This is a genomic window from Metabacillus crassostreae (assembly GCF_016908395.1).
Lineage (GTDB): Bacteria > Bacillota > Bacilli > Bacillales > Bacillaceae > Metabacillus > Metabacillus crassostreae.
The window spans coordinates 269,847-290,775 of sequence record NZ_JAFBDU010000004.1; the positions used below are offsets into that span (position 1 = coordinate 269,847).

A 20,929-nucleotide genomic window follows, 5' to 3' on the forward strand; every position below is an offset into this window, starting at 1 on the left:
ATCAGGATTTGCTTAAAAGCGTCTGGGGGGATAGCTTTGTTACAGTTTATTGTGAAACGAAAGATTTTAGTTAGTTTAGTGACAGTATTAGTTTTAATTGTTGGTGGTTACTCTTTATTGAAGCTTGATAAGGAGCTTATGCCAGCAATAGAATTTGATGGTGCTTATGTTGATGTTAGTGCTGGAGAGTTGTCTGCTATTGAGGTGGAACGAACAATTACAAATCCACTCGAGCAAAGAATTCAAGGAATTGATGGGGTAGAGGATACAAGCTCTACAACGTCTGTTGGTAGAAGCAGTATTAATATTACGATTGAAACAGGAAGAGGAGACGAAGTTGCAAAAGAAATTGAAACTGTCGCTCAATCAACAACAGCAGACATTTCAGCTGTTACAGATGTTGTAACAGATCAATATGGAACAAGCCAAGCGTATGAGTTTTATATGGATGTTTCTAGTGGTGATATGAATGAGATTACAGCATTTGCTGAGGATGTTTTAGAGCCTCGATTGGAAGAACTTCCAGAAGTTAGTGATGTTTCATTATCTGGTATTCAAGAGTATGAAATGGTCATTGAGTTTGATCGAGACAAAGTATTGGAAAAGGGAATTGATGTTACACAAGTAAGTAGTGTGATTCAACAAGGTAACAGTGAAGCAACTCTAGGAGAATTTAGTGAAGATAAAGATGCGCCTACTCTTCGCTGGAATACAAAACTAGAGTCAGTGGAAGATATCGAAAACGTACAAATTGCCACAAGTACCGGCTTTATTAAGTTAAAAGAAATTGCATCAGTCTCAATGGAGCCGTTAGAAAGCTCTTCATTTGTTTGGAAGAATGGAACAAAGGATTTTATCTTTGTCCAAATAGGTCGAGTAGCTGATGTGACTCAAATCGAAATGGCAGCAGCTGTTCGTGAGGAAATAAAAAATATTGAAGATGAAGGTTTAATTAAAGATTTTGAACTAAATGAAATGGTTGCACAAGCAGATTATGTTCAAGAATCAATAGATGGAGTATCAAGCAATATTTTAATAGGTGGCGTAATTGCTGTTCTGATTTTATTGTTATTTTTGCGTAATATCCGTGCAACAATTATCGTTGGAATTTCAATACCGACGTCGATTCTTCTTACATTTTTATCAATGTGGGTGTTAGATTACAGCTTTAATATGCTAACACTTATAGGATTAGGCTTAGGAATAGGGATGATGGTTGATTCTTCAATTGTTATTTTAGAATCAATTTATCGAAAAAAAGAGCAAGGACTTCGTGCATTAGAATCTGTTGTTGAAGGAACAAAGGAAGTTGCATCAGCGGTTTTTGCTTCCATGCTAACAACAATCGTTGTATTTTTACCAATTGGATTATTAGGTGGAGAAATGGGTCAGTTTATGATTCTGTTATCTGCTGTTGTGGCAATTACATTAATTAGTTCTGTTATTGTATCATTCACATTAATTCCAACATTATCGGAGAAATTCTTAAAGCTTAGTAAAAAGCCTAAACCTAAAGAAGGTCGTTTTATAAAGGGATATGGTGGAATGGTTTCATGGGTTATTAAGAAAAAGCGTAATAGTATCATTATGGTTGTCATTTTCTTTTTGATGTTTGCAGGCTCACTTCTTTTAGTACCAAGAATTCCTATGACCATCATGCCTGATGTATTTAATCGTTATTCTGAGTTAATGGTAGATCTGGAAACTGGCCTATCAGTTCAAGACAAGGAAGCAGTTGTTGAAAAAATAAATGAAAAACTTTCTGCTATTGAAGATGTGGAGCAAAGCTATGTTATGGATGAAGGAACAATGTTCTATACGATCATTAACATGACAAAAGGTGACGACATCGTTAAGGATCAAAAGGAAGTAAATGAAGAGATTATGAGTGCTTTACGTGAACTTGAAGAGAGCACACCAATTGATAGTATTCAAAGTGCAACCTCTGCTGGTGGTGGGTATCCAGTCCAGCTTGAAATTAAAGGTGAAGATTTTGATGAACTTCAAAATATTTCAGGAGACTTCATTAATGAGCTTGAAAAAATAGATGGAATTGTTGCGGTAAATAATTCGATTGAACGTACTTCAATCGAGCAGGTTGTGGAGCTTAAGGAAAGTGCAATTGATGATGCTGGTCTTACTCCTTTACAGATACGACAATTTATTGAGCAAGCTTTTCTTAATATGCCGATTGGTGAAATAACGGTGGACGAAGTTAATGTTCCGCTTGTTATGAAATGGGATATTAGTACAAATCAGCAGGAATCATTATTGGAATTAAAAGTTCCTACAAATGATGGTGAGAAAGAATTATCAAGCTTTGTTGAGCTGAAAAGCGTTGATACTCCTAATGAAATTTCTCATAGTGAAGGAGAACGCTTTGTCACTATTTCAGCAGATATTAAGGATAAAGATCTAGGTGCAATTAACCGTGATGTTCAATCGTTAATTGATGATTTTGAAACACCTACTGGATATACTATATCTGTCGCAGGTGACCTAGAAGCACAGCAAGAGCTCATGCAAGATATGCTTCTCATTTTAGGAATTGCGATTTTCTTAGTTTACTTAGTAATGGCTGTTCAATTTAATAACTTGGCACACCCTATTGTTGTTATGTCAATTATTCCAATGACAGTTGTTGGTGTAGTTGCAGGATTATTTATCACTCAGCGTGAGTTAAGTGTGATGTCTGGGATGGGAATCGTCATGTTGATTGGAATTGTTTTAAACAATGCAATTCTCCTTATTGATCGTACAAATCAATTACGTAGAGAAGGACATGGTGTTAATGAGTCACTAGTTGAGGCGGGGAAAAATAGAATACGCCCTATCTTTATGACAACCTTAACAACAGCCGGTGGGATGCTTCCACTTGCATTAGCTTCAGGAACATCAGGAAATTATCAAGCACCAATGGCAACGGCGATCATTTCTGGATTACTTTTTGCAACAATTATTACACTAGTATTAATCCCAGCTGTGTACCGTATTTTTAATAGTATTGGTAATGGATTTAATCGGATCTTTAAGAAAAAGAAAAAAGAAGTAGAGATTAAAGAAATAGCTAGTTAAATGACAAGGTCAAAAAGGATTGAAATCATTATGATTTCGATCCTTTTTTGTAATTAGAAACAAATGGAATTTTTTTCAGGGTGCCACAACAAGGGGATACTGCACCTGTAGAGGGCCAGTGATGCTATTCTTTACTTTTTACAGGTAATTAGTTCAATTAGCAGCAATATTTCAGAAAAGACTCTCAAAAAGGCTAAGAGTGCTAGTATATTTACGTAGAATGAAGAAAATGAGTAAGATGAAGTGTTTGTAAGCGCTGACATTTTGTTGTTGATTCAAATTTTGTAGATTTATCAGCGATTTCTGGAATTTATCGGCGATTCTGCAAATTTATCAGCGATTTTTGGAATTTATCGGCGATTCTGTAAATTTATCAGCGATTAGACAATCTTCGACAAATCCCCCTCATTATTTTTAATATAACTCAAGACCAAATTTATGTGTTTTATTTGAGCGTATAAGGGTACTTTTTAAAGGGATAGTATGTAATAGGAAACTTCTGTGATCAAATTTAATAATGCTGTAAGAAAGGAGCTATAAATGGATAAATTCTATAAAATTTCTTCAAATGAAGTGATGGAAAAGCTTAATGTTAAACAAGATGGCCTAACAGATATTGAAGTGAAGAAAAGGCAAGAGCAGTATGGACTTAATGAATTAGGAGAGCAGCACCGGAAGAGTACATTTATGGTTTTTATGGAGCAATTTAAGGATTTTCTCGTTATTATTTTGATTGTTGCTGCTTTATTATCGGCGTTCCTAGGAAAGTTTGAGAGTACAATTGTTATTCTTGTTGTTGTCATGATCAATGCAATACTAGGAACTGTTCAGCATGTAAAAGCGGAGCAATCATTAAATAGCTTGAAAAATCTGTCGTCACCAACAGCAAAGGTTTTGAGAAATGGAGAGAAAGTTGAAATTCCTTCAAAGGAGATTGTGGTTGGGGATATTCTCTATTTAGATGCTGGTGATTACATAAGTGCTGATGGAAGAATTATCGAAAGTCATAGCTTACAGGTTAATGAAAGCTCCTTAACTGGTGAATCTATTAGTGTTTTAAAAACAATAGAACCTATCGTGGAGGATGATGTATCGATAGGTGATAAGAAGAATATGGCCTTTTCTGGGAGTTTTGTTACATACGGAAGAGGAGTTTTAGTTGTAACAGATATTGGGCAGAAAACAGAAATTGGTAAAATTGCAAATTTGATGGAAAGTGCAAAAGAAAAGAAAACACCACTTCAAGCTAATCTCGATAATTTCGGTAAGAAGCTTGCGATTGCGATTATTATCATTGCATTGATTATATTTGTCATAGATATCATTAGAGGACGAACCCTTATAGATTCCTTTATGTTTGCTGTAGCTTTAGCTGTAGCTGCAATTCCTGAAGCATTAAGCTCAATTGTTACGATCGTTTTAGCATTTGGTACACAAAAAATGGCAAAAGAAAATGCGATTATACGAAAATTGCATGCGGTTGAGAGTCTAGGAAGTATATCTGTTATCTGTTCAGATAAAACAGGAACACTTACACAAAACAAAATGACTGTTCAGCAAGTATTTTTAGATAATAAGGTTAAAGATCAAGATCAATTAGAGCTGGATAATCCTTTTCAAAAATATTTTTTAGAAATGCAATTACTATGTAATGATGCGACTACTACAAATGAAAAAGAAATCGGAGATCCAACAGAGATTGCACTTGTCAATTATGCTGAAGATAGTTATAACATGGATGAAGCTGAGATCAGAAGGAAATACCCAAGATTAAAAGAAGTTCCATTTGATTCTGATCGGAAATTAATGAGCACCGTAAATAAAATGGATGGAAAATCTAAGCTACACACTAAAGGTGCGTTAGATGTTTTATTAGATCGTGTTGTGAAAATGGAGACATCTGAAGGAATTGTAGATTTTACGAATGAACACCGAAAAAAGATTGAAGAAGTTAACCAATCATTTTCTGAAAATGGATTACGTGTACTGGCCTTTGCTTATAAAGAGGTGAATGAAGCATCACAAATCTCCACAGAAGATGAACATGATCTAATTTTCGTCGGTTTAACGGCTATGATGGATCCTCCTAGAGAGGAGTCAAAAGGAGCTGTAGAACGATGTATTGCAGCAGGTATAAAACCAGTTATGATAACAGGTGACCATAAAATAACAGCTTCTGCGATTGCTAAGCAGATTGGGATTTTCCGAGAAGGAGATAAAGCTGTTGAAGGGTATGAGCTTGAAAAGATAAGTGATGAAGAGCTTAAAAATATGGTTGAGGATATCTCTGTTTATGCAAGAGTCTCTCCTGAGCATAAAATACGAATTGTCCGTGCTTGGCAGGAAAAAGGAAATATTGTTGCCATGACAGGTGATGGTGTTAATGATGGTCCTGCATTAAAGCAAGCTGATATTGGGATTGCTATGGGGATAACAGGAACAGAGGTTGCTAAGGATGCATCTTCAATGGTTTTAACAGATGATAATTTTTCAACAATTGTTAAAGCTGTTGCAAACGGTAGAAGTATTTATGCCAACATAAAAAACTCCATTCGGTTTTTATTAGCAGGAAATACAGCAGGGATCCTTTCCGTTCTTTATGCGACAATCGGTGCTCTGCCGGTCCCATTTGCACCTGTGCATCTGTTATTTATTAATTTACTAACAGATAGCTTACCTGCAATTGCGATTGGTTTAGAGCCTCACAATAAACATGTTATGGAAGAGAAGCCTCGGGATGTTACTACTCCGCTTCTCAATAAGGTTTTTGCATCACGCTTAGTAGTAGAAGGATCTTTAATTGCTGTGGCAACGATGATAGCCTTTCATATTGGTTTAACAACGGATGCACTAACAGCTAGTACAATGGCTTTTGCAACATTATGTTTAGCACGTTTATTTCATGGCTTTAATGCAAGATCACGACAGTCTATTTTTAAGGTTGGGTTGTTTTCAAATCTTTATTTAATAGCAGCCGTTATTATCGGTGTGGCTTTATTACAGCTCGTGTTATTAGTAGAACCATTACAGGGTGTTTTCGAGGTTGCATCACTAACGGCAGAACAGTTTGGCTATGTATATGGACTAGCGTTAATGCCACTAGTGCTTATTCAGCTTTATAAGTTGATTTTTGTGAAATAGACATCTATATAAAAACTGGCCTTGTTTTTCAAATTTCTTTGGGGAACAGGGCTTTATTAGTAGCAATGTTTGTGATAACAGCATGATAAGATGAATGGAAGTTATTTTCAGTATGGAATTTCTCTCTAAATCAACAATATAAATAATACTAAAATTAGGGAGAGAATGAAGATGAAAAAATGGTTTGTTTTAGTTAGTTTATTTTGTCTATTTTTTCTTTCGATGAAGCCTGCTTATGCAGAATCAAATAAACCAATACATTGGGGTTTTAAGAAAAGTCAAAATCATGAACCAGCATCTGCAGGTCAAGAGTTAGATGAGTTGCTTGGTAAATATGGTTCATTTTATTTGGGAGATACGTCAAAAAAGGAAATTTACCTTACCTTTGATAACGGATATGAAAATGGCTATACAAGTAAGGTTTTAGATGTGTTAAAGAAACGAAAAATACCGGCAACCTTTTTTATTACAGGACATTATTTAGATACTGAGGCGGATCTAGTACAGAGGATGGTGAAGGAAGGTCATATTGTTGGTAATCATTCCTGGTATCATCCTGATTTAACTAAACAGAGTGATGAAGAGCTGAAAAAAGAGCTAGAATCTGTGAGGCTAAAAGTAGAAGAAATAACGGATCAAAAAGGAATGAGCTATCTTAGACCACCAAGAGGTATATTTAGTGAACGAGTTTTATCTCAAGCGAAAGATTTAGGCTACACATCTGTTTTTTGGTCATTAGCTTTTGTTGATTGGAAAATTGATTCGCAAAAGGGCTGGAAATATTCGTACGATAATATTATGAAGCAAATCCATCCAGGAGCTATTTTATTACTACACACTGTATCAAAGGATAATGCTGAAGCTCTTGATCATGCCATTGTTGAATTAGAAAAACAGGGCTACCAATTTAAAAGCTTAGATGATTTGATGATGAATAAGATGCTCGATCATCCATATTTATTAACCCTTTGAATTGATCAAAGGGTTTTTTAAAATCGTACTTCTTATGGGATTTACGCTTTGTTAACTATGAAATGATATAATAGCTTTAAAAGCTGCAAAGGAAGCGAAGAAATGTGGGTTGAAACTGTTTCATTTGAGGGACCCTATCATTTTGACCAAGTTCTTGACCGATTATCAATGGATCCTGTTATTTCATTGGATGTAGTGGAAAGAACTGTAAAGGTTCCATTAGTGTTCAAACATAATCCTTATGTATTTACGATAAAAGCAATTGGTACAATAGAAGAACCAAGATTTGAGATAAGTGGTCATGATGAAGACATCAGGATTCGTGCTTTAACAGAAATAAATCGAATTTTCCAGTGGGATTTTTCTCTTAAAGTAATTAGTTTACATTTTCAAGAAACAAACCTTTCTCAAATATTTTCTATGCATGCTGGTACTCCACTTGTGTTGGAGTTTGATCTTTATAGTTGTTTAATGAAAAGTATTATTCATCAACAGCTGAATTTAAAATTTGCTCATATGTTAACAAATAGATTTGTGACAAGCTTTGGTTATCAAGTTGATGATGTTTGGTTTTATCCTTCACCCAAGAAAATTGCTGAGCTAGATTATGAGCAGCTAACAAATCTACAATTCAGTAGAAGGAAAGCGGAGTATGTTATTGATACATCGCGATTAGTTGAGAATGGTACGTTAAATTTAGAGAAATTGGATATGCTTTCAGATGATGAGGTTGTAAAAGAATTAGTGAAGGTGCGTGGGATCGGTCCTTGGACAGCTCAAAGTTTATTACTTTCTGGCCTTGGTCGACCTAACCTTTTCCCAAAAGCAGATATCGGTATTCAAAAAGCGATTCAAAAGCATTTTAATCTTGAGAAAAAGCCAACAAGTGAAGAAATGGACATATATAGTGAAAAATGGACTCCTTATTTGAGTTATGCCACTTTGTACTTGTGGAGAAGCATTGAGTAGAAACGGAGCGTTAGTAGATGAACGAAAAAAAGCAAGAAACAGCAATAAAATTAACAACAGGTCAAACCTTTCCGTTAACGATTAAACGACTAGGTATTAACGGAGAAGGAGTCGGTTATTTTAAAAGACAGGTTGTTTTTGTTCCTGGTGCATTACCTGGAGAAGAGGTGCTTGTAGAAGCCACAAAAATTCAAGCGAAGTTTGCTGAAGGTAAAGTGAAGAAAATCCGTAAGTCTTCTCCATTTCGTGTGAAACCACCTTGTCCGATTTATGAAGAATGTGGAGGCTGTCAGCTACAGCATTTATCTTATGATCAGCAGCTAAAAGAAAAGCGTGACATTGTTGTTCAGTCCATAGAGCGTCATACAAAGCTAAAGCTTAGCTCATTAGACATTCGTCAAACAATTGGTATGGAGGATCCGTGGAGTTATCGCAACAAAAGTCAATTCCAGCTTGGTCAGCAAAAAGGAAAGGTAATCGCAGGTTTATATGGCTTAGATTCACATAGACTTGTCCCGATCCAAAATTGTATGGTACAGCATCCATTAACAAATAAAGTGTCAGAAGGAATAAAGCAAATTCTTGAAGACTTTCAAGTACCAATTTATGATGAGCGAAAGAGAAAAGGAATCGTTCGTACAATTGTTACACGTGCAGGCTTTACAACAGGTGAAGTGCAAGTTGTATTAATTACAACCCAAAAAGAAGTACCTAGGAAAAAGCTAATTATGGCTGAAATTCAAAAAAGATTTCCTGAAGTAAAATCACTTGTTCAAAACATAAATGGAAACAAAACATCATTAATTTTTGGTGAAAAAACAATTCATCTCAGTGGTGAAGAGGTCATTCAAGAAACGCTTGGAGACTTAAGCTTCGAGCTATCTGCTCGCGCATTTTTTCAATTAAATCCTGTACAAACTGTAAAGCTTTATGATGAAGTTAAAAAGGCTGCGAGTTTATCTGGTGAAGAAAAAATCGCAGATGCTTATTGTGGAGTTGGAACAATCGGTATGTGGCTTGCAAAGGATGCTAGTGAAGTAAGAGGAATGGATACAATTGAAGCTGCAATTATTGATGCACAAGAAAATGCAGCACGCCATGGTATAAAGAACGCGACATATGTAACAGGTACGGCTGAGCACTGGTTACCAAAGTGGGTAAATGAAGGCTGGCGTCCTGATGTTGTAGTTGTTGATCCACCGCGTACAGGCTGCGATCAAAAATTACTTGATGCAATTAAGCAGGTTAAGCCGAAAAAATTTGTGTACGTGTCCTGTAATCCCTCAACACTGGCAAAGGATATTGATTATCTAAGTAGAGATTATAAAGTTGAATATATTCAGCCTGTAGATATGTTCCCACATACAGCACATGTTGAGAATGTTGCATTGCTAGTGAAAAAGTAAGAAAAACTGAAATAAATATGTAAAGGTTCGAGACTGAGTGAAGGTTCTCGAACTTTTGACTGTATTTTTTTATAACTGAATTTGTGAAGAAGTATACGGAGGATTATGATGGATAATAACGATATATTAATTAGAGTACGATATGCCCTAGATATAAAAAATAATGATATGGTGGAAATGTTTAAGCTTGGTGGAGTAGATGTTACAAAAGATGATGTGCTTAAGATTTTAACAAAATCTAAGGATAAAGATGATTATGATTATGACGAAGATGCTGGTGCTGATGTTGAAAATGAGGATCATATTCGATGTGATAATTTTATGTTAGAGTCATTTTTAAACGGCTTCATTACGTTTAATAGAGGACAGCAAGATCCAAAGCCAGGACAACCTCAAAGACCTGAAATGACGATAAAAAATCATGCTAATGTTAACAATGTTGTACTCAAAAAATTAAAAATAGCACTAGCATTAACAAGTGAAGATATCCAAGACATATTAGCAGAAGCAGGAGTTTCAATCACAAAAAGTGAACTAGGTGCTCTCCTTCGAAAAGAAGGACATAAAAACTATAAAGAATGTGGAGACAAATACGCGAGGAACTTCTTGAAAGGCCTGGCGATTAGGTATCGGAATTAAGTTTTTGTCTGTCCCTCAATCCGTTAACACGTTAACGGATTGAGGGATATTTTTATAGGCTAGGTTTAGGAGTAGAATTTAAATTATTTAAAAACATATGGTTCCAAACTAAAATATAATTAATGGTTCTCTGTAGCATTAATCTAACAAATTTTCACGTTTCGACAAAAGTCGGGGCGTGACAGGCACCGTATCCTGCAACGAAGCCCTGTATTGACCTGGTGTTTTTCCCGTCCATTTTTTAAATGCATGGTGAAAGACGCTTGGTTCTGAGTAATGTAGTAAATAGGCGACTTCAGCTACTGAGTATTCTGGCTTTCTTAAGTAATTCATGGCAAGTTCCTTGCGCACATTTGTTGCTAGATCATTATACGAGGTTGCTTCAGCTTTTAATTTATTTTGTAGTGTTCTCGTGCTAATACTGAAGGCTTTAGCAGTTTCTTCTAAGCACGGTAAATAAGAAGGAATGCACTTTTTCATCCACTTTAATACTTCTGCTGTAAACAATTCGGACTTTATTAAATCATCTTTATTTTCTTGAGCAATTGCCTCAAAAGTTGCCAATAGTTTTGGATCTGAATACAAAACCTTATATGTTAGCACTTCTTTACTCATACAAAGAATATTTTCTTTACTGTTAAAGGTAGGAGTAATGCCAAAAAATGAAAGATGTGGATCCATATTGCACGGTGAAGGATGTGTAAAATGAAGTGCATGCAATTTTATTGGTTTGTTACTTAATGTTCTAAATAATCGATACAACGAGCTAGCCATATCCTCTACACAATGATGAGACAATGTTTCAGCACCATCTGAAAACAATCGAATAAACACTTTATCATCTTGATCTTCCCAATCTAGGTTGAATCCACTACATAAGATCACATTATACCTTTGATAGGCAATAAGAGCATCTTCTATTGTGTTAGAGTGTAACATTACATAACCAAGAATCCCCATATCTGCAATATCCATTATTTGTCCTTGGTGTAAACCAAAATAGTCATCCTTTGTATAAGCTGCAGCTCTAAGAATTAATTGTTCAAATTCCTTTCCCGTAATACGCGCTTCAACATCATCTAATAAAGCTTTATTAAACATAGCATATTTGAAAAAATCATCGAAATCATAGCCTTTGTGAACAAGAGTTTTCATGATTGGATAAACCATAGAAATGGCAATTCCTTGGTTTTGCAAAATCTATTCCTCCTTTACATGATTCATCAAGATATATGCGTAAATGATCATTTTTAAAAACAATAAAACAGTTTAAGTTTATTATAGATTATTGTTTAAAGGAGGAATACAAGGATGAAAAGGAATATTTTAATTATAGTTGGTCATCCAGATACTGAGAGCTTCTGTACCGCTCTTTCTGAAGCTTATATGAAAGGTGCACTAAGTGATATAAACGTAAATGTAGAAAGAATTGAAATAGGAAAACTAATTTTTGATCCTAATTTGAAGTTTGGTTATCGAAAAAGAGTTGAGCTTGAGGATGATTTATTGAACGCACAGCACCTAATCAGTTGGGCTCATCATCTGGTTTTTGTGTATCCTACATGGTGGGGCACTATGCCGGCTTTATTAAAGGGATTCATTGATCGCATATTTTTACCGGGATTTGCTTTTAAATACAGAGAAAATTCGATCCAATGGGATAAGCTGCTTAAAGGGAAATCAGCTCATCTAATTGTTACAATGGACACACCTTCATGGTATAACAAATGGATTTATAGGCATGCGGGGCATAAAGTGATGAAGAAAAACATCTTAGAGTTTTGTGGAATTACTCCAATTCGAGTAACTGAAATAGGACCAGTTAAAGATTCTTCTATGAAAGATCGTACTAAATGGTTAGATAAAGCAAAACAATTAGGGGCTTTAGGTAAATAAATCAATTGTTAAACCTAATAAAGTTGGATGGGAATTTTAGATATAAAGATATATTTGAATTTGTAGTAATTCGTCTTGGAAAATCTATTCGACAAAATTCGGGTAGTGACAGGCACCACAAAATAATGTAAGATAAAATAAATAAACGAGAGATTTTATTTAACTTTTTATCATTACAGGGACTTTAGCTTGTTGTTGAAATGTAGTGTTTTGACTGCAAGAAAAGGTGTGCTGTGAATATAATGGGTTAGAAATAAGATAAATCGGTGTATTTCTTGGCTAGGAAACTAGTTTTGGGAAATAGACCGATTTTTTGTTTTAGGAGGGGATTTATATGAAGAAGTCAAAAGGTACTATTGAATCGGAAATTAGCAAAGCAATAACTCAATGGGAAAAGGATTTTCTTGGGCGTGGATCAATAACAGTGAAGACTGATATTTTGCGGAATATGATTATTATTAATTTACATGGTATTTTAACTCCTGCTGAGTATGCTGTTTGTGAAACCAAGGATGGAATATTATCAATAAAGAAAGTAAGAGCAGATATGGTTGAGTCAGGTATCGATGATCTGAAAGCGATCGTATCCTCCATCACTGGAGAAGAAGTGAAAACCTTTCATACAGATATAAGTACATGCACCGGAGAACGTGTGATGGTATTTAAACTTTGCAAGGATTATGAAAAAACATTTAATGCGTCAGAATAAGGGAGATCTTTAAAGGACTATTAGTTAGTTAAAGATAAACCGGCAATTTCAGTATGTTTGTGGATAACTCCATAAATATCTGATGTTGTCGGTTTTTTTATTATAAAAAATCTTAATTAGGAGGGAACTTAATGACTGAAATTATCCTACATAATTTATTATCACCTGTTGTTTTATTTTTTGTATTAGGACTCATTGCGGCTATTTTTAAGTCTGACTTAAAATTCCCCAATGGATTAAGTGAAGGATTAAGTATTTATCTATTAATTGCTATAGGAATAAAAGGGGGAATTGAGCTATCTCATTACTCAATTCAATCAGTACTTGGACCAATAGTAGGAGCATTATTTTTGGGGGTAATCATTCCCTTTATCACGCTTTTCATATTAAAGCTAATGAAAATGGATTTGAAAAACTCGATCGGCTTAGCAGCAACCTACGGCTCGATAAGCATTGTGACATATGGAGCGGCGATTTCATTTCTTGACAAAAATGGAACAGCTTATGAAGGGTTTATGAATGCATTGGTAGTTCTTATGGAAAGCCCGGCAATCTTAGTTTCACTGCTACTGTTAAAAACGCTAGAAAATAAGAATAGTGGTTTAGTACTTTCTACTCGTAATATCGGGTTTGTGCCAGCTTATGCAAATTTGTTTGATAAAGAAGTTATTCGAGAAAGCCTTTTTGGAAAAAGCATCTTACTTCTAGTAGGAAGTATGTTAATAGGTTGGGTGCTAGGCGAACGTGCAGTACCAATGGTGAAGCCGTTATTTATGGATTTGTATAGTAGTGTTTTAATTCTGTTTTTGTTGAATATGGGATTGATTGCAGGACAGCGATTGCCTGAGGTTAAAAAGCATGGAATGAAATTAGTTCTTTTTGGACTTCTTACACCAGTATTATTTGGCAGCTTAGGTGTTCTTGTTGGAAGCATGGTTGGTTTATCTTTAGGCGGTGTGACTTTAATGGGAGTTTTAGCAGGAAGTGCGTCTTATATAGCGGCACCTGCTGCATTAAAAACGTCTGTCCCTGAAGCAAATCCATCTATCTATTTGGGCCTAGCACTAGGAATAACTTTTCCGTTCAATTTAATTATTGGAATACCTGTTTTTTATGAATTAGCAAAATGGATACAATAGGAGGAAGCAAAATGACAACATTAAATCATTCATCTCAAAATAAATCATTGGTTATAACTGGTGTTAATGAGGATACAAGGTTATTGGTTCAAAAGATTACAAATAAAAAAATAGAGGATTTAGTTATCTTCAGCAGTTTTGGTTCTGTTATTTCACAGCCCTTTGGATGTTTAATGAGAAATATAATTTTAGCAACTTATAAAGAAGAAATTGATGGAATCTATATCATTGGAGAAAACACATATGTAGAAGAAGTAATGAGTAAGGAAAGGCTATTAGAGAATATTCATGCTGCTGGGGTTTCAGAGGAATTAATAAACACTCTTAATTATATAGATGTTGTAAATCATGATTTACTAAAATGGTTAGCAGGTCCAGAGGATGTAAAGGAAACGATTAAAAACAATATAGATTTAGTGAAAAATCATCCACTTATTATGAAAACAATCCCAATTTATGGATATTTAGTGGATGTGGAAACTGGCGAATTTGATGTTGTATCGTAAGAGTTTAGTGTAAATGGGGACAGGCAATTTCTAAGGGAATGGAGTGAACTTAGAAATTGAACCTGTTCCTTTTTAATATTATCTTAGTAGTGATTTTTCGACAAAAACCGGGTGGTGACAGGCACCTTTCATTTTTTTACAGTAATTACAATCTTTATAAGATATAATGGTTGTTGGATTAATTATATTTTATAAAGGGTGAGGAAATGATGAGTTCTTCTTTGTCTGTTTTAGGGAAAGAGCGGATTGTGACGATTGATATTATTCGGGGGTTTGCATTGTTTGGGATTTTTCTTGTTAATATGCCAGCTTTTCATTCGTCTGAATTTCTATCGATGTTATATGGTGTTGAGCATGCACATACAGGAGCAGATTATTGGTTAGATTTCTTTTTTACATTATTTATTGATATGAAATTCTTTACGATCTTTTCGTTTTTATTTGGTCTAGGTTTTTATATTTTTATGAGTCGAGCAGAAGAAAAGGGCTTGAAAATGAAAAGGCTTTTTACAAGAAGAATGGTTGCTTTGCTTGTAATAGGTTTATTGCATTTAATATTATTATGGTTTGGTGACATTTTACATACTTACGCAATAACAGGGTTTTTATTGTTGTTTTTCTATAAGCGTAAAATAAAAACGATGATTATCTGGGCAATTAGTTTACTTGTTGTATTCAATTTGTTTTTGAGTCTATCATTAATTTTACCTGAATCTATACTTGATGAAATAAACCAAGAATCGATTATGATTTATGAAGAAAAGATAGATGAATATGTTGAGACTTATGAATCTGCAGGTTATGCTGAGTGGGTGTCTTATCGAATTCAAACAGAAGTAATACCAGTGCTATCTAATTTAATCGGAAATATGATACCTATACTGGCGATGTTTCTATTTGGTTTAGCTGCTGGAAAAGCAGGGATTTTTAAACCAAATACAGTCCATCATGGTTTTATTAGAAAATTCCAGATAATCATGGGTGTTGTTAGCATTCCATTACTGGTTTTCTTGGCTTTAGCTAAATTAGAATTGCTTGCAACAGGATTTAAAGGCGTTATTTATATTGAGTTATTTACAAGTTTAACTGGTGTAACTTTATGTTTCTTTTACATTTCAACGTTAACTCTACTATTAAAAAAACAGCAATGGCAAAAAAGGCTGCGTCCATTAGGTTATGCTGGACAGATGGCTCTTACAAACTATTTAGCTCAGACTATCATTTGTATGGCAATTTTCGTTTTAGGAGGCTTGTATAATGATATAAGCTTATTAGCAGGAACAATCATATGTCTTGTGATCTTTGGACTCCAGATAGTAGTGAGTTATTACTGGCTAAAAACATACCAATTCGGACCATTTGAATGGTTATGGAGATCTGTTACCTATGGAAAGCTGCAATCAATTAAGAAGGTGAGTACTGTTAAGAATAAAGTTTCATAATAAAACATATCGTTTATCAGAGAGAAATACGTTATGGTGGTATGAATTGAATTGTCTCAATTGATAGGAGCAAATAATAGTATATCTTCACAATAAAAAAGTCCTTAAATGGACTTTTTTTATTTCCTAACATTCATGACAACACACACATAATTGATTTTTTTACCAAATGTGTTGATCATAGTAAAAAAGGGAAATAATGATTTACATAGACGACTACTTACTGAAAGAGGGATTGTTATCAGTTTGTGTTTATCTCAAAGTACATTTTTTGAAGTCTAAAAGCAACAAAGTTTATAATTAGGAGGAAAATATCTTGAGAAAAAAAGTGACTGTCATTGGTGGAGGATTAGCTGGTATGTCTGTGGCAATTCGTTTAGCAGCTGAAAAGTATGATGTGACAATTTTGGAGAAAGGTGAACGACTTGGTGGAAAGCTTAATATTCGTAAAGGTAATGGATTTACGTTTGATACAGGTCCTTCGATTTTAACGATGCCATGGGTACTTGCAAAGCTATTTTCAGATGTAGGGAAAAATGTCCATGATTATCTTGATATTGTTCGAGTTGAGCCAGGTTGGCGAACTTTTTTTGAGGATGGAACTAAAATTGATTTAACAAGTGATTTACCAACAATGCTTCAAGAGATAAAAAAAGTATCTGTTGAAGATTCGCAATCCTTTCTTTCTTATCTTCAATATTGCGAAAAGCAATATGACCTCATGATGAAAAGCTTCTATAAAGAGAATATAAGTGGGTTACAAGATTTACGTAAAAAACATCCATTAAAGGAATTATTAATGATGGATCCGATGAAATCTCTTGATCAAGCAACAAGTAAATTCTTCAAAGATAAACATATTCAACAATTGATGAACTTTTTAATTATGTATATTGGATCTTCACCATATCAAGCACCTGCAATACTTAGTCAGCTTGCACATGTTCAGCTTGGAATTGGTGTGTATTATGTAAAGGGTGGTATGTACAAGATTGCAGAGGCAATGGAACAGCTTTTACAAGAGCTTGGTGTTAAGATACATCTAAATAGTACAGTTACAGAAATCGCGAAAACAGGTAATTTGGTTAATAAGGTAATAACTGAAAATGGTGAGCACTATTCATCTGATCTAGTTGTTTCAAATTTAGAGGTTATCCCTTTTTATCAATCAATGTTAAGTGATGAAGCAGAGAAAAATCGGGCAACAATGGATTTAAAGAAGAAATATGAACCAACTGTATCAGGGTTAGTGCTATTGTTAGGTGTAAATAAAAAATATGACCATTTAGCTCATCATAATTTCTTCTTTTCAGAAGATCCAAAGAAAGAGTTCGATCAAATTTTTAATAAAAAGCAGTTAGCTGATGATCCTACCGTTTATATTGGTATTTCATCAAAATCAGATTCCTCTCAAGCTCCTGAAGGGAAAGAGAATTTATTTGTTCTCACTCATGTGCCACCTCTAAAGGAAGGGGAAACATGGGAGCAGTATAAAGACTCTTATCGAGAGCTAGTGCTTTCAAAGCTAGAGCGTATGGGAATGTCAGATTTACGTGAATCAATTGAGTTTGAATATAGCTTTACTCCTGATGATTTGAAGCAATTATATGGGGCAAATGGTGGTTCTATTTATGGTGTTGTGACAGATAAGAAGATGAATGGTGGATTTAAAATTCCTAGCAGAAGTAAGCTATATGAAAATGTTTATTTTGTAGGAGGATCAACTCACCCAGGTGGAGGAGTTCCGATGGTTACATTGTCAGGCCAGTTAACAGCAGACCTTATTTTAGGAGACGAAAATAAGGAAGGAAAAAGAATCGGTTAATGTGATAACAAATAATAATCAATGAAATTTATCCAAAAGGAGATAAATGATGATTGCTGGGATATTAGCTATTAGTTTATTTCTGATTTTGTGCTATCATGTACCGAAAATTAAGCTAGGTAATCTTGAGAATGATGGAAGTGCTATAAAATCACTGTCTATTATTATTCCTGCAAGAAATGAAGAAGAAACAATTCGTACAATCCTTAACTCAATTAAATCTCAAGCTGATCAACCTCTTGAGATTATTGTTGTTGATGATCATTCTTCAGATCAAACAAAAAATATTGCCTTAGAATATAATGTTAAGGTAGTTGATAATCCACCGTTACCACAAGGCTGGCTAGGAAAATCTTGGGCTTGCTGGAATGGAGCAAGAGTTGCTAAAGGTGATTATCTTATGTTTGTGGATGCAGATACATGGTTTGCACCAAATGGAATGAAAAATGCTATTTTATTCTTTGAAAGCAGCAAATATGAAATAATAACCATACATCCTTATCATCATATGAAAAAGTTTTATGAGAAATTTTCTAGTTTTTTTCATCTTATTGTATTTATCTCTAGTGGTGTGACTGTGACACCTTTGTTGAGCAAAAGATTGATCAACAAAGGTGGATTTGGCCAAAGTTTACTTTGCAAACGTACTAGCTATTTTTCCATTGGTGGACACGAGTCGATTAAAGGTGAAGTTGTAGAGAATCTTGCATTTGTACAGCATGCATCTGCACGTAACAATTCGGTTTATGCTATTGGTGGATATGATGTGATTAATATGAGGATGTATCATAATGGGATTTCTAGTGTTTTTAAAGGCTGGGGTAAAAGCTTTGCATCTGGATCAAAAAAGACACAGCCTGTTTTGATGATTTTTATAGTGCTGTGGATTTCAAGTTTGTTTACTTTTTTAACAAACAGTTTCACGATAATAGTGGATAATCCTTATATATTTCTTATTATATATAGTACAATTTCTTTTTTATTTTATAAAATGTTAAAAGTGATCGGCAATTTTACTGTTTTAGATGCTTTTTTATTTCCATTACATATACTCTTTTTTCTCGCTGTTTTTTGTTTTTCATTGTTAAAAACGTATGTTTTAAAGAATACATCATGGAAGGGTCGCACAATTATTATGACAAAGCATGGAGATGATCAAGAGCTATGATCTTCCTACTTAATGTGCTTTTATGGCTAATAATTCATCTGCTTGGGGCTTATATTCCTTCTAAGTTTAATGCAGCTTTCATAAACAAATTCACCCTTCTTGATGCTGTTAACCAGTGGGAAATTCCTATCTATGAGAAACTAAAAGTGAAAAGGTGGAAAGAAAAGCTTCCAGATGGCGGAGATTGGACGAAGGGCGGAATAAAAAAGAAGAATATTAATATTAGAAGTAAGGAAGGAATCGAACGATTTTTACTTGAAACAAAAAGAGCAGAACTATCTCACTGGCTACAAATCCTTCCTGCTCCAATTTTCTTCACATTTAATGATCCACTCTCAGGAATTATTATGATCATCTATGCATTTTCCTTTAACATCCCGTTTATAATAATTCAGCGATACAATCGATATCGATTGATTCGGTGCCTGTCACGACCCGGATATTGTCGAAATTCTTTCGACAAATCTCGGGGCGTGACAGGCACGCAATCAAAAATAAAGGAGATAACATGACTAATCGTAAAGAGAGCAATCAAATAGGTTGGAATATAGATAACAGTTATGCTCGTTTGCCTCAATCATTTTACACAATTCAAGAGCTAAATCCTGTGAGTTCGCCAGAGATGATTATTCTTAATCATGATTTGGCAAAGACTTTAGGGTTAAATGCGAAAGAGCTGGAAAGTGATGAGACTTTATCAGTGTTTGCTGGAAATAAGAAGCTAGAAGATGCTAAACCTCTTGCTCAGGCCTATGCTGGTCACCAATTTGGACATTTTAATATGCTGGGCGACGGACGTGCGTTGCTGCTTGGTGAGCAAATTACCCCTAATGGTGAAACAGTTGATATACAGCTTAAGGGCTCAGGTAGAACAAAGTATTCTCGTGGTGGTGATGGTAGAGCAGCTATTGGACCAATGCTTCGAGAGTATATAATAAGCGAGGCAATGTATGCTCTAGGTATCCCAACAACAAGAAGCTTAGCTGTTGTGGCAACTGGAGAAAAGATCATACGGGAAACAGAGCTTCCTGGTGCGATTTTAACTCGTATAGCAGCTAGTCATTTACGCGTTGGTACATTCGAATATGCTGCCAATTTTACTACTATTGAAGAATTAAAGGACTTGGCTGACTATACAATAAAGCGTCATTTTCCGGAGCTTGCTTCAGATGAAAATAAATATCTATCTCTATTAAATGAGGTAATTAAACGTCAGGCTTCACTTATCGCAAAATGGCAGCTAGTTGGATTTATCCACGGTGTTATGAATACTGATAACGTTACGATCAGTGGTGAAACCATTGACTATGGTCCATGTGCCTTTATGAATGAATATGACCCAGCAACAGTATATAGCTCGATTGACGTTCAAGGTCGCTATGCCTATGGAAATCAGCCTAAGATTGGTGGCTGGAATTTAGCTCGATTTGCTGAAGCCTTGATTCCAATATTAGATGAAGATGAGGAAAAAGCTCTCAAATTAGCACAGAATGCTGTTTTAGAATTTCCAAAATTGTATCATAGCAACTGGCTCACAGGGATGAGAGCAAAGCTAGGTCTTTTTACAGAAGAAGCAGAAGATGAATCATTGATTGAAAACCTTCTAGAAATAATGAAAAAACAACGTGCTGATTTTACGAATACATTCAGAGCCTTATCTCATGATAAAAATGAAGCTAGCAATGTAGACTTGTTTAATACACCTGAATTTTCTGAATGGCATCAAAAATGGCATGAAAGATTAAGTAAACAAGAGGAGTCACTAGAACAATCCTTTGAATTGATGAAAAGTAGTAATCCTGCAGTAATTCCGAGAAATCACAGGGTTGAAGAAGCATTAAAGGCAGCAGTAGAAAATGAAGATTATCGTGTAATGGAGAACTTACTTGAAATACTTTCAAATCCATATAAAGACACTATGGAACCAAGTTACTGTTCGTTACCACCTGAATCATCAGGACCTTATCGAACTTACTGTGGAACGTAATACTAAAATTAGGGTCTGACCCCACTTGCTAATAGGGAATTTTATTATTAGTAGA

General features: G+C 34.8%; 16 protein-coding genes. 15 read left to right on the plus strand and 1 reads right to left on the minus strand.

Translation table 11 applies throughout. The features are described from left to right. Positions 1 to 36 precede the first annotated feature (36 nt). From JOC75_RS14815 to JOC75_RS14840, 6 genes are all read left to right on the plus strand, one after another. Entirely contained in the window at positions 37 to 3,075 is a 3,039-nt protein-coding gene (locus JOC75_RS14815) for an efflux RND transporter permease subunit (RefSeq protein ID WP_239589487.1), read from the plus strand. A 540-nt stretch (positions 3,076 to 3,615) separates the two neighbouring features. Continuing rightward, positions 3,616 to 6,216 (plus strand): calcium-translocating P-type ATPase, PMCA-type, encoded by a 2,601-nt coding sequence (locus JOC75_RS14820; RefSeq protein WP_204954790.1) that lies wholly within the window; start codon positions 3,616 to 3,618, stop codon positions 6,214 to 6,216. 171 nt (positions 6,217 to 6,387) lie between these two features. After that, positions 6,388 to 7,188, plus strand: a complete 801-nt coding sequence (gene pdaA, locus JOC75_RS14825; RefSeq protein WP_204954791.1) for a delta-lactam-biosynthetic de-N-acetylase — start codon at positions 6,388 to 6,390, stop codon at positions 7,186 to 7,188. A 102-nt stretch (positions 7,189 to 7,290) separates the two neighbouring features. Continuing rightward, complete coding sequence (locus JOC75_RS14830; protein ID WP_204954792.1) at positions 7,291 to 8,157, plus strand: DNA-3-methyladenine glycosylase family protein; 867 nt, start codon at positions 7,291 to 7,293, stop codon at positions 8,155 to 8,157. Between the two features lie 17 nt (positions 8,158 to 8,174). Further along, positions 8,175 to 9,563 carry a 23S rRNA (uracil(1939)-C(5))-methyltransferase RlmD gene (gene rlmD, locus JOC75_RS14835; protein WP_204954793.1) on the plus strand — a complete coding sequence of 463 codons (1,389 nt, stop codon included), beginning with the start codon at positions 8,175 to 8,177 and terminating at the stop codon, positions 9,561 to 9,563. 102 nt (positions 9,564 to 9,665) lie between these two features. After that, complete coding sequence (locus tag JOC75_RS14840) at positions 9,666 to 10,202, plus strand: DUF1456 family protein (RefSeq protein WP_204954869.1); 537 nt, start codon at positions 9,666 to 9,668, stop codon at positions 10,200 to 10,202. 138 nt (positions 10,203 to 10,340) lie between these two features. Here the strand turns inward: JOC75_RS14840 and JOC75_RS14845 are convergent, their stop codons facing one another. Next, positions 10,341 to 11,399: an AraC family transcriptional regulator gene (locus JOC75_RS14845; RefSeq protein ID WP_204954794.1), complete on the minus strand. Its 1,059-nt coding sequence runs from the start codon at positions 11,397 to 11,399 to the stop codon at positions 10,341 to 10,343. Between the two features lie 114 nt (positions 11,400 to 11,513). On the opposite strand from JOC75_RS14845, the gene JOC75_RS14850 reads away from it, so the two are divergent. The 9 genes from JOC75_RS14850 (at position 11,514) to JOC75_RS14890 (ending at position 20,874) form a co-directional block, all read left to right on the plus strand. Then, on the plus strand, positions 11,514 to 12,098 hold the full coding sequence (locus tag JOC75_RS14850) for an NAD(P)H-dependent oxidoreductase (RefSeq protein WP_204954795.1): 585 nt from the start codon (positions 11,514 to 11,516) through the stop codon (positions 12,096 to 12,098). 334 nt (positions 12,099 to 12,432) lie between these two features. Next, positions 12,433 to 12,807 carry a Na-translocating system protein MpsC family protein gene (locus tag JOC75_RS14855; protein ID WP_146950858.1) on the plus strand — a complete coding sequence of 125 codons (375 nt, stop codon included), beginning with the start codon at positions 12,433 to 12,435 and terminating at the stop codon, positions 12,805 to 12,807. A 131-nt stretch (positions 12,808 to 12,938) separates the two neighbouring features. After that, positions 12,939 to 13,946, plus strand: coding sequence for a sodium-dependent bicarbonate transport family permease (locus JOC75_RS14860; RefSeq protein ID WP_204954796.1), 1,008 nt, complete (start codon positions 12,939 to 12,941; stop codon positions 13,944 to 13,946). An 11-nt stretch (positions 13,947 to 13,957) separates the two neighbouring features. Beyond that, entirely contained in the window at positions 13,958 to 14,452 is a 495-nt protein-coding gene (locus tag JOC75_RS14865; protein ID WP_204954797.1) for a carbonic anhydrase, read from the plus strand. Between the two features lie 209 nt (positions 14,453 to 14,661). Then, entirely contained in the window at positions 14,662 to 15,894 is a 1,233-nt protein-coding gene (locus JOC75_RS14870) for a DUF418 domain-containing protein (RefSeq protein ID WP_204954798.1), read from the plus strand. 316 nt (positions 15,895 to 16,210) lie between these two features. Beyond that, positions 16,211 to 17,719, plus strand: a complete 1,509-nt coding sequence (locus JOC75_RS14875; RefSeq protein ID WP_204954799.1) for a phytoene desaturase family protein — start codon at positions 16,211 to 16,213, stop codon at positions 17,717 to 17,719. Between the two features lie 49 nt (positions 17,720 to 17,768). Beyond that, positions 17,769 to 18,887: a glycosyltransferase family 2 protein gene (locus JOC75_RS14880; protein ID WP_204954800.1), complete on the plus strand. Its 1,119-nt coding sequence runs from the start codon at positions 17,769 to 17,771 to the stop codon at positions 18,885 to 18,887. After that, the gene (locus tag JOC75_RS14885; RefSeq protein ID WP_204954801.1) at positions 18,884 to 19,399 is read left to right on the plus strand and encodes a glycosyl-4,4'-diaponeurosporenoate acyltransferase CrtO family protein; all 516 of its coding nucleotides are present in this window, start codon (positions 18,884 to 18,886) and stop codon (positions 19,397 to 19,399) included. Before JOC75_RS14880 ends, JOC75_RS14885 begins: the two co-directional genes overlap by 4 nt. Then, positions 19,396 to 20,874: a protein adenylyltransferase SelO gene (locus tag JOC75_RS14890; RefSeq protein ID WP_204954802.1), complete on the plus strand. Its 1,479-nt coding sequence runs from the start codon at positions 19,396 to 19,398 to the stop codon at positions 20,872 to 20,874. The genes JOC75_RS14885 and JOC75_RS14890 overlap by 4 nt, the downstream gene beginning before the upstream one ends. Positions 20,875 to 20,929 lie beyond the last annotated feature (55 nt).